Genomic DNA, 14,527 nt, shown 5'->3' with positions numbered 1-14,527 from the left:
GAGGAACCGTGCCCGAGCGCAGCCCGCGCAAAGACGCCGCCCGTAACCGCGCGGCCGTCCTAGCCGCCGCCGACACCCTCTTCGCCCGGTGCGAGCACCCGGAGAACGTCACCATGGCCGACATCGCGGCGGCAGCCGGCGTCGGCAAGGGAACGCTCTTCCGCGCCTTCGGCGATCGCACCGGACTGATCCGGGCCCTGTACGAGGCACGCCTCGAACCGCTCCGGACGAGCGTCGAGGAGGGTCCGCCGCCGCTGGGGCCCGCGACCGCGCCTCTGCGACGCGTACTGGCCCTGCTCGACGCGGTCCTGTGTTTCAAGCTCGACAACCGCCACCTCGCGCTGGCCCTGGAACAGGCCGGCGCCGACAGCCCCTACCGCACGGAGCACTACGAGCGGTGGCATGCGCTGCTCCGTGACCTGCTGGACCGCGTTCCCGGCCTGGCCGGCACCGGCTCCGCCGACTTCACCGCGCATGCCCTGCTCGCCGCCACCCGCGCCGACCTGGTCGCCCACCTGGCCGGCGAGAAGGGGCTGCCCCGCGACGAGATGCGGGCACGCCTGGCGGAGTTCGCCGGCAGAACCCTCTGCGCGGACACGTCCCCGGAACGGCTCGGCCATGAGCGAACTGACGGGTAGACCGAGCTGGACCGCACACGAGCCGCCGGCGCCGGTCAGCGGGTGGTGACTGCGGGTATCGGATGCAGGTACCCGAGCAGGTGGTGTCCGCGATGCCCCCGGCCGTGTGATCGGCCGCCCCTTGCCCGAGGGCCCGCGCGGCGTATGCGCCCCGGCGTGTGGGGAACCCGGGGGCCGGCAACCAGACCGTGCCGACCTCAGACGGGCCGCGCCCGCCGGGCAGGAACCGGTATGACAGCCTTCGACGACACTCTCGACCTCCACTTCATCGGCAACGCCACGGTCCTGCTGCGGTTCGGCGGGCTGACCCTGCTGACGGACCCCAATCTCCTCCATCGCGGCGAACGCGCCCACCTGGGGTACGGACTGGTCAGCCGCAGACTCACCGAACCCGCCCTCGACGCCGCGGACCTGCCCCGCCTGGACGGCGTCGTCCTCTCACACCTGCACGGTGACCACTGGGACCGCCGCGCCAGAAACCACCTGGACCACTCCCTCCCGATCGTCACGACACCCCACGCCGCCCGTCGGCTGCGCACCCTCCAGGGGTTTCACCGGGCAGGAGGCCTGCGTACCTGGGAAAGCTGCACGCTGCAGCAGGGCACCGCACAGGTCCGCGTGACCTCCCTGCCCGGACGGCACGCCCTGCACCCCGTGCTACGCCGCCTGCTGCCGCCCGTCATGGGCAGCATGCTGGAATTCGGCCCCGCCGCCGGGCCGGTGCAACTGCGCCTGTACCTCTCGGGCGACACCCTGCTGTTCGACGGCCTCGAAGAGATCACCCAGCGCTTCCCCGCCGCCGACCTGGCCGTCCTCCACCTGGGCGGCACGCAGCTGCCCGGCGGCTTCGTGGTGACCATGGACGGCGCACAAGGAGCAGAACTCGCCAGGCGCCTGGCCCCCCGCCGAGTGCTGCCCGTGCACTACGACGACTACACCGTCTTCCGCTCACCACTCGACCACTTCCTGACCGAGGCACAGCGGCTGGGACTGGACGAGCGGCTCCTGTCCTGCCCCCGCGGTCGCCACACACGCCTGGTCCCGGGCGGCGACCGGCCTACCACCGGCTGATGAGATGGGCAACGCGTTGCTCGAATGGGCGCGATCTGTGGCGTTTTGCCCGGCTATCCGTACCGGTCGGAGTTAGCGTCATCCGCGCGCGAATGGCGAGAGGAGATTCCCTCCGCCACCAACGGTGGGGCCGGCCGGATCGATCGGAGGTGTGGTCGTGTCGGTCGACATGAGCACGGTGGACGAAGCGAAGCTGAACGAACTGCTCGGGAAGGTCGTGACCGACCTGGGCGCGGTCGCAGCAGCGCCCCTGGCACTGCTCGGGGAGAGGCTGGGGCTCTTCCGGGCCCTCGTGGACGGCGAAGCCGTCACCCCGGGACAGCTCGCGGAGCGTACCCGGACCGCCGAGCGCAACGTCCGCGAATGGCTGGCCGCGATGGCCGCCAGCGGATACCTGACCTATGAGGGCGATGACCGCTTCCGTATGACGCCGGAACAGAGTGCCGTCTTCGCCGACGAGAACAGCCCGGTCTTCGCGCTGGGCGGGTACCAGTCGTTCCTGTCCTGCGGTTCGGCCGAGGAACGGGGGCGGCTGGAGCGCGCTTTCCGGGACGGCCACGGCGTCGGCTGGCACGAACACCACCCGGACTTGTTCGCAGGGACGGCCCGCTTTTTCCGTCCGGGCTACGCCACGCACCTGGTGGACGAGTGGCTGCCGGCGCTTACCGGTGTCGTGGACAAGCTGCGTACCGGCGGCAGGGCGGCCGACGTGGGCTGCGGACTGGGCCACTCCACCGTGATGATCGCCAAGGCGTTCCCGGACGCACTGGTGACCGGCTTCGACAATCACCGGCCGTCCGTCGACGCCGCCCGGGAGCTGGCCGCGGAAACCGGTGTCAAGGGCCGGCTCTCGTTCGAGGTGGCCGGCGCCAAGGACTTCGCCGGCGGGCCGTACGAACTGATCGCGTTCTTCGACTGCCTGCACGACATGGGCGACCCCGTCGGCGCCTTGGCGCACAGCAGGGACCAGCTGGCCGAGGGCGGCAGCATCATGCTCGTGGAGCCGCTGGCGGGCGACCGGCTGGAGGAGAACCTCACCCCGCTGGGCCGTGCCTTCTACAGCGCCTCCACCCTGATCTGCACGCCCGCCTCGCAGTCCCAGGAGGTCGGCCGCGCTCTGGGCGCCCAAGCAGGCGAGGAACGGACCCGCCAGGTGGCCTCGGAAGCCGGCCTGACCCGTTTCCGCCGGGCGGCACAAACGCCGTTCAACATCGTCTACGAGGCCCGCGTCTGAGCATGCGGCGCCGGTGGCCCGCGAGATCCCGTCAGTGAGAAGCCGTTGTGGTTCCCCGCTTGAAGTGGGGCGGTCGAATCGAGGGTCTCACAAGGGCGCACGTCGCCGAGTACGGGGCGGCCCCGCCGACGGCTCAGCGTGAGGTGTGCCGTGAACGGAGTTCGTCTGTGTCGACCGTCGTCAGCGCCACGCTCAGCGGCACGCCGGTGCCGGCCGCGGCGGCCAACCGCTCGCGTACCTCGCGCGGTGTTCGAGGCCGCCAGACGGGCCCATCACAGCAGCCGGAGTGGAACGTGACACCCGCGTTCAGCAGCACAGCCAACGTCCGCCACCCAGCGGTGTCCCGCCGCTTCGGCACAGCGAGGTCCTGGCCCGCGTCGATCAACTCTGCACCGCAGCGCGGGCATCGACTTGCCCATGTGCCGCGCTTCTTGAACGAAGAACGGCAGGGCAAGCACACGTAATGCCGGTTCGGCGTTCCCCCACGAAAGCACATGGCGCCAGTATGGCAACGCCACTTCGCCCATCCCAGCGATTTGGGAGCGGCGCGGTTGTCGTCGTGCCCCTCTCGAGGAGTGTCTGTCGATCGGGTCGCCACGGAGGAGTACATCGTCCTGGTCACCGCTTCTCGGGGGCACCGCCCACCGCCCCGGACCCGTGCTGCGTCAGGCGGATACTCACCAAGGGAGAGTTCACTGACCGTCGCCGGGTCGAGGGCCTCCACGTCGGTGCGGGACTCTTCAGCGCCCGCAGCGCCGTCGCGTCGACCGCCTTCCGAGGTTCGGCCTCCGGCTCCTGGGTGTCGGGCTCGGAGCCGGCGTCCGGGGGGGGAGCAGTTGCTCAGGCATCGCTGCCTGCTGGCGTGCGACGACTAGGCCGTGTCTCTTTGGTGGGCTCATCAGTTGATCGGATGTGCCAGTCCGATTAGTGATCACTGATGCGATGTGGGACCGGATCGCACCGCTGATGCCGGCTGATCCGGTCCGCGGGCGACGGTGGGCCGACCACCGTCGAACGCTCGAGGCCATCGCGTGGAAGTACCGCACCAACTCGCCCTGGAGGGACCTCCCCGACGAGTTCGGCTCGTTCCAGACCGCTCACAAGCGGCTCATCAGGTGGGCCGTCGACGGCACCTGGGAGAAGATCTTCGCCGCCGTCCTCGCCGCAGCGGACGCCGTCGACGACATCGGCTGGACCGTGTCGGTCGACTCCACTGTCGTCCGGGCCCACCAGCATGCCGCCGGAGCACTCAAAAAGGGGCCGAAGGACGCAACGAGCCGGCCGACCACGCACTCGGACGTTCTCGCGGCGGGCTGAGCACCAAGATCCACCTGGCCGCAGACGGTCACGCACGGCCGCTGGCCCTGGCTGTCACCGCAGGCCAGGCCGGTGACGCACCCGCCTTCGAGACGGTGATGGCACGTATCCGGGTGCCGAAGGTCGGCCCTGGCCGGCCGCGGACCCGCCCCACGATGGTCTTGGCTGACCGTGCCTACTCGTCCCGCGCGATCCGCGGCCACCTGCGCCGCCGGCAGATCCGCGCGGTCATCCCGCAGCCGTCGGACCAGATCGGCCACCGTCTGCGCCGGGGCCGCCATGGCGGACGCCCGCCGAGCCTTGATGCGGTTTCCTACAAGCAGCGCAACACCGTCGAGCGGTGCATCAACCGCCTCAAGCAGTGGCGCGGCCTGGCCACACGGACCGACAAACTCGCGATCGCCTACCAGGCCGCACTCCACCTCGCCGCCATCCTCATCTGGGCACGACGCTGACCAAAGAGACAGAACCTAGGCGCAGACGCCGATCTTCTGACCCACCCGTAGGGGCGCCGACTTCTCGGGCGAGCCGATGGGTGTCCGGCTCTGTCAGGCCGTCAAGGTCACTGACACCTTCGGCCGAAGGAGGTTCGTTGGTGACGCACGATGGCGGGCTGAGCTTGCGTATGCAGCGTGTCCTCCGCGCACCCCGCTCGGTCGTGTTCCGGGCCTTGACCGAACCGGAGGAGCTGGCCAAGTGGTGGGGCCCTGACGGGTTCGCCACCCCGAGTGTGGAAAGCGACCTTCGGCCAGGAGGTGGGTATCGGATCGCGATGCAGCCTCCGCAAGGCGACCTGTTCTACCTGGTCGGCGAGTTCCTCGAGGTCGAGCCTCCTGAACGTCTGTCCTACACATTCCGGTGGGAGGATCCCGATCCCGAGGACCGGGAGACAGTGGTGACGCTGTCGCTTGGCGATATCGGCGGTACGGCGACCGATTTGAATTTCATCCAGGGTGGCTTCGCCACGGAGCGGCGCCGCGCTCTTCACGAGGAGGGCTGGACTCAGGGTCTCGACAAGTTGGAGGAGCTGGTGTTGTCGGCTGCGTCGGCCTGAGATGCTGCCGCGCGAGGTGCCCTGCTTCGAGTACCGGTGCGAGCCGGCAGATCATCGCCGGTGAGCACGCGACCCCGCAGGCGTTGCGTCGAGCAGGCGAGAGACGCGGTGGCCCGCCATGCTTGGGCCGAGGCGTACGGCGCCCTGCGCGATCTCGACCGCGACCGGCTGACGCCCGACGATCTGGCCGTGCTCGCGATGCCGCCTGGCGGACCAGCCGGGTCCCGGAGCCGATCCAGGCGCGGACAGCGGCCTCCTCGGGCAGTGCGCTCAGGGAGACCAACACCGGTGCACCCGGTAGGAGCGCGCTCGATATCTCACCGCTAGATTTATCTACCGAGATGGCTAAAGAAGTGGACAATCGGCCGATGTGTATCGTGCATGGTTGAGTTAGATCGTACGAGTGATTGGGCTCTAGCGGCCGCAAATTTTGGTGACCTACAGAAAAGTCCGAGTACCCAACACCTGCCGCGATCTCTACCGAGTGTTCATCGAGCCTCTCCGCCGCCTTTCGAGCGTCGCGAGCCAGCACCTCAAGATAGCGAGGCAGGAACGAATCGTGTATTACGTCGAAGTAGTGCACAGATCACCGCCGCCCTCGAACGGCTCGCGCTCCTGCCCAACGCATGCGATGATTACACCGTAATGATGCAACTCAGGTCGGGTGATGCGCCTTCGGCGACTGCCCCAGTCTGCAGTTGACCCGTTTCAAGACCGGGCCCCAGCGTGCTCCGTACCCGGACCGGACTCACATCGGCAAGCGAAAGATCACCTGCACGAGGTCACCTCCCGTCTGCTGGGCGCATGAATGATCAGAGTTAGTGCCGAGGCGATGGATAGTTCTCGGACAAGAGTGGATCAACAGCGGCAACCTCCGCCAGTCGCCGACAGTGCCGGGCACACTCGGGACCATCGAGTCCAGCAGTACTCAAAGGCTGTACTTGGCCGCCAAATATTGCTCGGGAGTTCAGCAGAGCCACAAGCATTGAACGAACGGGACAAGCGAGACCGACTTGGAGGAGCGACAGATGTCATCCGAGTTCGTTCGCTATACCCCTGAGATCGAGACCATCGATCCCCATCTCGACGAGCTGCTGGCACAGATCATCGATTTCTGGGAGAAAAAGGGCCGTGAATCGCCGAGTACCGAGGGCACCGGGCGGGCCGTCCGCGGCGCCCACGCGAAGTCATTCGGCCTGGTCAAGGCAGAAGTCGAGATCTTGACTGATGTGCCGGCGGCGTATGCGCAGGGCATCTATGCCAAGCCGGGCCACCACGGCGCACTGATTCGCTTCTCCAGCACGTCCACCCACCTGGGCACGGACGCACAACTCGGACCCGGCCTTGGCTTCGCGATCAAAATATTCGATATCGACGGACCAAAACTCGTCGAAGACGAGCCGGACTCGACCACCTTCGACCTCGTGCTCAAAAATAATCCCATCTTCATCAGCAATACAGCGAAACACTACCTGTTCATCGAGGACATCGCGAACAACGCGCAGGACTACCTGACGCGCGGCAAGGCGGGTCTCCACGAGCTGCTGGCGGATGTGCTCACGGGCAAGGGCCAGCTGCAGCAGCAAGAGTGGGCATGGGACGAGCTATTCGCGATCGTGAGGCTGGTAACGCAGACGCATGTGCGCAATCCGCTGCTCACCACGTTCTGGAGCATGGGCGCGGTACGTCATGGGGACTACATCGCCAAGATACGTGTCGCGCCGGCCGCGGAGAGCGCCACGCACGTGATCCATCGTGATCTCGACCTCACGATTGGCCCGGACGTGTTTTATCCGACGCTGGCGGACGAGCTACAGGCGAGACCATTCGATTTCGATCTTCAGGTCCAGCTGTGCACGGACCTCACGGCGATGCCAGTGAACGTCCTGACCGTGGAATGGCCCGAAAAGTTGTCTCCCTTTGTCACCGTGGGACGCGTGCATCTACCGCGCCAGGACATCTCGGGACCCGAGAACTTCGAGAAGGGTGACGCGCTCGCGTTCAATCAGTGGCGTGTCACGTCCGCTCACCGCCCGCTGGGCGAAATCATGAACGTGCGACGGATCTACACGGCGTCGGCCAAGGTCCGCCGGACGCTCAACCACCAGCCGCAAACCGAGCCGACCAGCGCCGATTCGGTGTTGCCGTGATCAGAGGCCCACGGGCCCGGCTCAGGCGGTAACCACCCGGTCCGCGGCGCATCCGTGGGTCGTGTGGCCATTATCCGGGCGCAGGAATCGAACCGGATCGAAAGGACAGGACAGCTATGACAACGCGAGAAGGGACAGCGACCGCACCGGAACCCGATCAGGCCGTGGAGCAGAAGATCCAGAAGCTGCGAGAGCTCTACGCCGACGCGCCGGAGGTGGGAAAGCAGGCGTTGGAGAACGTACTCCGAAAAGACGCGACGTCGTTTGTGGGGAAGCCGCGAACGCGCATGGAATCCGCTGGCCGGGTCGGCAGCCGTCAGGGCAGGGTCTCGGAGCTCACCCTGATCGCTCCGTTCGTGGAAGGTGGAGCGGAGCGACTGCGCGCCTTCCTGCAGCTGCGGGACGGAAACTTCGATGACACAGACAGGGTTGGCACCGTCCACGATATGCGCTTCGTATTCCTTGACAACGACACGAAGCTGCTCTTCTGCACCGCCTACGACGATGAGTGGGACCCCTACATCGACGACTTCGCAACGAAGATCCCGGACGAACTGGATCTGTTTATGTGCAATTGCGTGGGATGGCCGGGAACGCGCAGCCCGTCGGTGAAGGACTGGATCGCGAAGTACCAGATCCCGGCCGATGGCTGGTACGTCGCGAATCCAGATCTGACGGTGGCGGAGACCAGGCGGCTGAACCGCGTCGGCCACGCGCTGGAAGAATTCCTGGACAAGATCAGCGACTAGTCCAGCCACCCGGACAGTCTGCGGGGTGCGGCCGTGCCACCCGGCGAGAGTGTCCCCGTGAGCCGGCTCGTCTCGGTTTCTTGTGGGGAGAACGCCATGCCGCTCGTCGATCGCCTCGGAGGCGACCTTCCGCGTGCCCCCGTCACCGTGGAGCTCGACGACATCCAGGCGACGGTGCTGCGCTACCGGCCCGAGCCCTACTACGGCACGCACGTCATGCTCCACGTGGAGGATGCCCAGGCCGGCCGCGAATTCGTGCAGCGGCTGACACCCTATGTCGACTCCGCCGCCGACTGGTGGCAGGCCGGCGACGTCTGGACCTCAATCGCCATCAGCTCCACCGGGCTGGTGGCTCTAGGCCTGCCGGAGGATTCTTTCCGGTCCTTCCCCGAAGCATTCCGCGTGGGGATGGCCGCACGCGCCGACAAGCTCCGGGACTACGGACCCAACGACCCGACGAACTGGGAAAGGCCCTTCGGCACCGGGGAGATCCACATCGCGGTCAGCATCTTCAGCGACACGGAAGACAAGTGGCGCCGCGCGATGGAGACCGCGGGCCGGCAGTATCAGGGGTTCTCCGGCGTCACCGTAATGCTGATGCAGGACTTCGGCGCCCAGCCAGGCGACCTCAATCCGCTGGGCTACAAAGATTCGATCGGCCAGCCGGCCATCGAGGGCAGCGGCGTCGACTCGTTGCCCGGCCAGGGACCACCGATCAAGGCCGGCGAATTCATCCTCGGCTACCCCGGCGAGGCCGGCGTGCCGCTGCCGATGCCCCGCCCGGACGTGCTGGGCCGCAACGGCACCTTCGTCGGGCTGCGCAACTACCAGGCCCGCGTCGGGACGTTCAACCGGTTCCTGCGCGAGCACGCGCCGACCGAGCAGGAGCGGGAACTGCTCGCCGCGAAGCTGGTGGGCCGCTGGCGCAGCGGCGCGCCCTTGACGCTCGCCCCGACGCAGGACGACCCAGCGCTCGGCGCGGACGCGCGCCGGAACAACGACTTCACCTACGCCGCGGATCCACACGGCCGGCAGGTGCCGCTCGGCTCACACATGCGGCGCATGAACCCGCGCGACACCAAGATGGCCCTACTCGCCGACGTGAACGTTCACCGGATCATCCGGCGCAGCACGACCTACGGGGCACCCTACGACCCTGACGCGACCTCGGAGCAGGACGACGAGGTAGCACGCGGCACCTACTTCATCTTCCTCAGCGCCAAGGCAATGGCCACGATGGAGTTCCTGCAGCAGGAGTGGATCAACAACGGCAACTTCATGGACCTGGGCGACGAACGCGATCCGAACGTCGGGCTGCAGGAGGACGGGGCGACGTTCACCATCCCGCAACATCCGGTGCGGCGTCGCATCCACGGCATCCAGACATTCAACGTGCTGCGCGGCGGCGAATACTTCTTCATGCCCTCCCTGTCCGCCTTGAGATGGATCGGGGAGCTCCGCCAATCCGGCGGCCACGCTGATGAACGAGCCGAACCATCCTGAAAGCCGTCGCGACCCCCTGACGACCGCAAGCTTCACGAACCCCGAGTTGCACCGATCTGGGTCAGGGCGCGCGGACCTGGCCCGCTGAGGACGGGAGGTGCCCGCGGTGGGCGAGGGTACGGCCGGCCCCGATGCCGGGAGCGGCGCTTCTGCTCGTGGCCTGACCATCAACAAGTTAGAGACCGATCCCAGGAGCAGGGCCACGAGCCACCACGACGGGCGGGCGAGCTTGATGCCATCTCTGAGACTTGGCGGACGCCGACAAGCTGCGGATGTGGCCCGCAGGGGCAGGGCGTAACGTGGGCCATACATCCGGACCGCGCCCGCTGGGCGTGAAGTCCCGCGTGCCCCCCCACCCATTGCTCCGTGGCTGGGGTGTGCCTGGACGAGCGGAGGACCTGCGATGGGTACAGTCACGACCGACGACGGCACCACGATCTTCTACAAGGACTGGGGTCCTCGGGATGGGGAGCCGATCGTCTTCCACCACGGGTGGCCGCTGAGCGCCGACGACTGGGACAACCAGATGTTGTTCTTCCTGGCGCAGGGCTACCGAGTCATCGCCCACGACCGCCGTGGCCACGGACGCTCCACCCAGACCGCGACCGGCCACGACATGGACACCTACGCCGCGGACGTGACCACCCTGACCGACGCACTCGACCTGCGGGGCGCCGTGCACATCGGCCACTCCACCGGCGGTGGCGAGGTCGCCCGCTACGTCGCCCGCGCCAAGCCCGGCCGTGTCTCAAAGGCGGTCCTGGTGGGCGCGGTGCCACCGCTGATGCTGAAGACGGAGGCCAACCCGGGCGGCTTGCCGATGGAGGTCTTCGACGGCTTCCGTGAGGGCGTTGCCGGCAACCGGGCTCAGACGTTCATCGATATTCCCTCGGGGCCGTTCTACGGCTTCAACCGTCCCGGAGCGCAGGTGTCGCAGGGTTTGATCGACAACTGGTGGCGCCAGGGCATGATGGGCGCGGCGAACGCGCACTACGAGTGCGTTGCGGCGTTCTCCGAGACCGACTTCACCGAGGACTTGCAGCAGATCGAGGTGCCCGTCCTCGTCGCGCACGGAACCGACGACCAGGTCGTCCCGTACGAGGACTCGGCACCCCTGACGGTCAAGCTTCTGAAGAACGGGACCCTCAAGTCCTACGAGGGCTATCCGCACGGGATGCTGTCGACGCACCCGGAGGTCCTCAACCCGGACATCCTCGCGTTCATCCGTTCCTGACCCCGACGGGCTGGCCTCAGCGTCCGGCCCGTTCCCCGGCGTACCCGTAGTTCGCATGGGGGAGCGCACCTGGTCCGGCGGACGTCCGGCCGTCTCGTTTCCGTCTCATTCAGCGACGGACACCACACGTTCAGGCAGGTCCGGTCCTCACCTCGCAATGAGCGCTTCGCTGACGGATCAGCGCGGTGCGAGAGCTGCTGCGGCCCCGGCCGCCAGAGCTTGCCGCGCCAGCTCCGCACGCGGGCGGTAGTCACTTCGGCCACCGTTCCGGCCCCCGAAGGTTGGGAGAACGCCCCCCGGTTGCGTCCTGGCCCTGCGGGCCGCAGTCTGCCGACATGGACTACAGCCCGGAAGCAGGCATGCGGCCCATTCTGGTGACCGGTGCTGCGGGCAGCGTTGGGGCTGTCGGCAGAACCGTGGTCCAGGGTCTGCGGCGCCGGGGTCTCCAGGTCCGTGCTCTGGTGCGCCGGGATGACGACCGTGCCCAGGCGCTGCGCGCGACGGGCGCCGAGGTCGTGGTCGGAGATCTGACGTGTGCTCGTGATGTCGCCGACGCCCTCGACGGCTGCGGTCGGATGTTTTTCGGCATGGCCGTGTCAGACCAGTATCTGCTGGCTGCCGTGACCACGGCGGCGGTCGCGCGCGCCTACGGAAGGCTGGAGGTGTTCGTGAACATGTCGCAGCTGACCGTCTCCGAGATGGACGCCACCAGCGGCTCCGAGTCGCACCAGCATCGACAGCAGTGGCTGGTCGAGCAGGTTCTCGACTGGTCAGGCCTGCCCGTGGTTCAGGTCAGGCCCACCGTCTTCTTGGAGAACCCGCTCTTCCAGACCGTGTTTTCCTCGATCGCCAAGGACGGCGTGATCAGGTGGCCCTTCGGCGAGGCGCGAACCTCCCCGATCGCGGCCGATGACGTTGCCGCGGTTGTCGAGGAGATCTTGGCCGATCCGGCCGGTCACATTGGCCGGAGCTACGAGCTGACCGGCCCCCGATCACAGAACGTCGTCGGCCTGGCCGCGGAGATTTCAGATGCTTTGCACCACACGGTCGACTACACCGCCGTCCCGTTGCAGGAATGGCTGGACAACGATCTCGCAGCGCTGGAACTGCCGGCTCATGTACGTCAGCACATCTCCACCATGGCTCGCCTGCACCTGGACGGCCGCTATGACCGCCAGGCAGAAGGCATGGCAGAGGTCACCGGGCGGTCCGCCGGAGGAGTAGCCGACTTCGTCCGCAAGAACCCCGAGCTGTTCACTCGCTAACGCCGACAGCCGCCCTGAGAAAAGCGAAGGACCCTGGGGGCCCGTAGTGCCATGCCTGCGGCACGCCCTTCACCCGAGCGTGGGTCAGGTGGTAACCCGCGTGCGTCGCCGCCTCAGGCGGGGACGCACGCCCACCAGAATGGCGGCGATCACCGCCCACAGCGCGAGGGTGGTCAATGGCTGCACCGCCTGCGCGCCGTGGAAGTAGCTCAGGTCGGTCACGGCGCGAACGGCCGCACCCGGCGGCAGCAGGGCGGAGACGGCGTGTGCGGCCGAGGGCAGGAGGTCCGGGCCGATGGCCGCTCCGCTGGTGGAGTTGCCGACCGTGAGCAGCAAAAGGGTGGCGACGGGCACGCCGACCGGGCCGAGGTAGGTGCCCAGCAACTTGGTGGTGAACGCGGCTGCCGCGGCAAGCAGGGTCAGGGCGAAGGCCAGCGGCATCACCGGCGCAGGCACCGCCCCGAGGAGGGGGCCGGCGATGACGGTGGCGACGATGCCGATGGCCACAGAGGCTCCGGACAGCAGCCAGAACCGGTGGTGCAGGTGCAGATGGTTCGCGAGACCCAGAACGTTCTGGGCGAGGACGAAGCCGGCCAGTGTGACGCCGAACGCCAGGTAGAACCCGGCCAGTCCACGCGAGTCGAACCGAGCGAACGGGACGACATCCACCGTGGTCAGGCGCTGGCCCGACCCGTGGGCATAGGCGCCGATCAGGCTCTTGACGGCCGTCGTGGTCGACTGCCCGTTGGCTCCGCCGACCTCCAGGCGCAACCGGTCGGAGTCCGCGTGGCCACTGAGCGCGGCCACGACATCGCGGCGCTCAACCTCGGCGCGCCCCGTGGCGGCGTCGGCGACAGGATGGACATCGACGCTGTCACCAAGGACCTGGCTCATCTCGCCCGAAAGCTCCTGGCCGACGACAGCCACCGGCACCCGGTGCGGCTGGGGGTTGCGCTGCAGACCGACGTAGCAGCCGATGAAGGCCGCCACGACGACCAGGGCGATCACGGTCGGCTGGAGCCAGAGCCGGACCGGTGGCGCGGTTGCCGAGGAGGAGGTGGCGGTGGTCAGGTCGGCTTCGGCGGCCGGGCCGAGGCGAGTGGCCATGAGGTGTCTCCCGGAAAGGGGGCGCGCCCTGGGACGAGGGGAGGGGGCCCAAAATAGATGATGCTAGTAATCTAAAAAGCAACCGTACGATAGATGCCGTCCAGCATCCAAAAGGGAGGTGCCCTATGGGTCGCGTCTCACAGGCGCAGGCACAGGCGAACCGCCAGCGGGTCGTGGAACGGGCCTCGCAGCTGTTCCGCGAGCAGGGCACGGGCGTGAGCGTCGCGGATCTGATGAAGGCGGCCGGCCTGACGCACGGCGGCTTCTACAAGCAGTTCGCCTCCAAGGAGGCCCTGATCGACGAGGCGGTCACCCACGCGTTCGGCGAACTGACCGAGTTCCACGCCACCACACTCGAAGAGCACGAGGGGCACCGTGTCGAGGCCCAGCAGTCCCTGATCGACGGGTACCTGTCCGTCCGGCACCGGGACAACCCCGCCTCGGGCTGCCCCGTCGCCGCGCTCGCCACCGACATGGCCCGGGACAGTGGCGACCACGGAGCGCACCGCGCCTACGCCGAAGGGGTACAGGACTTCACCCAGTGGCTCGCCACCGACGACGAGGACGGCATCGCCCGGCTGTGCACCATGCTCGGCGCCCTTCTCCTGGCCCGCGCCACCAAGAACTCCCCGCTGTCCGGGCAGGTGCTCTCCGCCGCCCGCGCCGCGCTGTCACCCGCCCCGCAAAACCACGTGTCTGACATCCACTGCTGACATCAACGACGTCGGACGACACCAGCGGCTGCGTCCGGGCGTCGCATCAGTCGTCGGCAGCAGCTGGACTGCGCTCGGATCGAACTCCTAAAGCGGGGCTCATACGGCGTTTGCCACCCACGGCAGTGACGGCAACGCTGACGGCAACGACGGCGGACGGCAGCGGCAGTGGGCAACCCGGCATGGCTGCGGCCGGGTGCTGTCGGCCCGCTCCACCAAGGCGCGTCCGCATCTTCCAGGCGCTGGTCAGCGCGCGTCTGGAAGTGTCGTGTTGGAACGGCACGCTGCGGCGGGCGATTCGGACGCAGCGGAGGTAGGAGAGCCGGTCAGCGTCCAAAACCGGTGTGCTCGCCGCGGCGGCGTGCGCGAACCGGCGTACGGCCTGGTGGACCGCGAGCAGGGCCCACAGCTCCTGCCGCACGGCCTCCGGGGTCCGCGACCGGAGCGATCCGCCGGGCCCGAGTGGTTCTTGATCTCGTCGAAGCTCAGCTC

The 14,527-nt window shown here is 67.9% G+C and carries 12 protein-coding genes; 11 read left to right on the top strand and 1 reads right to left on the bottom strand.

What is annotated here, in order from left to right; genetic code table 11:
- Nucleotides 1-8: 8 nt before the first annotated feature.
- The 10 genes from IEZ20_RS29985 to IEZ20_RS29940 all read left to right on the top strand — a co-directional run bounded on the left by IEZ20_RS29985 (nt 9) and on the right by IEZ20_RS29940 (nt 12,215).
- Entirely contained in the window at nt 9-638 is a 630-nt protein-coding gene (locus tag IEZ20_RS29985; protein ID WP_189304453.1) for a TetR/AcrR family transcriptional regulator, read from the top strand.
- A 231-nt stretch (nt 639-869) separates the two neighbouring features.
- Nucleotides 870-1,709: an MBL fold metallo-hydrolase gene (locus tag IEZ20_RS29980; RefSeq protein ID WP_189304451.1), complete on the top strand. Its 840-nt coding sequence runs from the start codon at nt 870-872 to the stop codon at nt 1,707-1,709.
- Nucleotides 1,710-1,866: 157 nt separating this feature from the next.
- A complete protein-coding gene (locus tag IEZ20_RS29975) occupies nt 1,867-2,943 on the top strand; it encodes a methyltransferase domain-containing protein (protein ID WP_229896317.1) in 1,077 nt (358 codons plus the stop codon).
- Between the two features lie 942 nt (nt 2,944-3,885).
- Nucleotides 3,886-4,715, top strand: a protein-coding gene (locus IEZ20_RS29970; RefSeq protein ID WP_373303993.1) for an IS5 family transposase whose coding sequence is annotated in 2 segments (ribosomal slippage) — nt 3,886-4,228 and nt 4,228-4,715 — 831 coding nt in all. Because the reading frame shifts where the segments join, the coding sequence is not laid out codon by codon here.
- A gap of 140 nt (nt 4,716-4,855) precedes the next feature.
- Nucleotides 4,856-5,314: an SRPBCC family protein gene (locus IEZ20_RS29965; protein ID WP_229896316.1), complete on the top strand. Its 459-nt coding sequence runs from the start codon at nt 4,856-4,858 to the stop codon at nt 5,312-5,314.
- A 1,028-nt stretch (nt 5,315-6,342) separates the two neighbouring features.
- Entirely contained in the window at nt 6,343-7,464 is a 1,122-nt protein-coding gene (locus IEZ20_RS29960) for a catalase family protein (RefSeq protein WP_189304450.1), read from the top strand.
- 164 nt (nt 7,465-7,628) lie between these two features.
- Nucleotides 7,629-8,213, top strand: a complete 585-nt coding sequence (locus tag IEZ20_RS29955) for a hypothetical protein (protein WP_229896315.1) — start codon at nt 7,629-7,631, stop codon at nt 8,211-8,213.
- 57 nt (nt 8,214-8,270) lie between these two features.
- Nucleotides 8,271-9,716 (top strand): Dyp-type peroxidase, encoded by a 1,446-nt coding sequence (locus IEZ20_RS29950; protein ID WP_229896314.1) that lies wholly within the window; start codon nt 8,271-8,273, stop codon nt 9,714-9,716.
- Nucleotides 9,717-10,119: 403 nt separating this feature from the next.
- A complete protein-coding gene (locus IEZ20_RS29945) occupies nt 10,120-10,950 on the top strand; it encodes an alpha/beta fold hydrolase (protein ID WP_189304446.1) in 831 nt (276 codons plus the stop codon).
- Between the two features lie 335 nt (nt 10,951-11,285).
- On the top strand, nt 11,286-12,215 hold the full coding sequence (locus tag IEZ20_RS29940) for an NmrA family NAD(P)-binding protein (RefSeq protein ID WP_189304444.1): 930 nt from the start codon (nt 11,286-11,288) through the stop codon (nt 12,213-12,215).
- Nucleotides 12,216-12,299: 84 nt separating this feature from the next.
- Here the strand turns inward: IEZ20_RS29940 and IEZ20_RS29935 are convergent, their stop codons facing one another.
- On the bottom strand, nt 12,300-13,322 hold the full coding sequence (locus IEZ20_RS29935; protein ID WP_189304442.1) for a hypothetical protein: 1,023 nt from the start codon (nt 13,320-13,322) through the stop codon (nt 12,300-12,302).
- Between the two features lie 125 nt (nt 13,323-13,447).
- Here IEZ20_RS29935 and IEZ20_RS29930 point away from each other — a divergent pair, with 125 nt between their 5' ends.
- A complete protein-coding gene (locus tag IEZ20_RS29930) occupies nt 13,448-14,035 on the top strand; it encodes a TetR/AcrR family transcriptional regulator (RefSeq protein ID WP_189304440.1) in 588 nt (195 codons plus the stop codon).
- Nucleotides 14,036-14,527 lie beyond the last annotated feature (492 nt).

This window comes from Streptomyces cinerochromogenes, assembly GCF_014648635.1.
GTDB classification, from domain to species: Bacteria; Actinomycetota; Actinomycetes; order Streptomycetales; family Streptomycetaceae; genus Streptomyces; species Streptomyces cinerochromogenes.
This window is presented reverse-complemented; position numbering and strand designations above follow the sequence as displayed.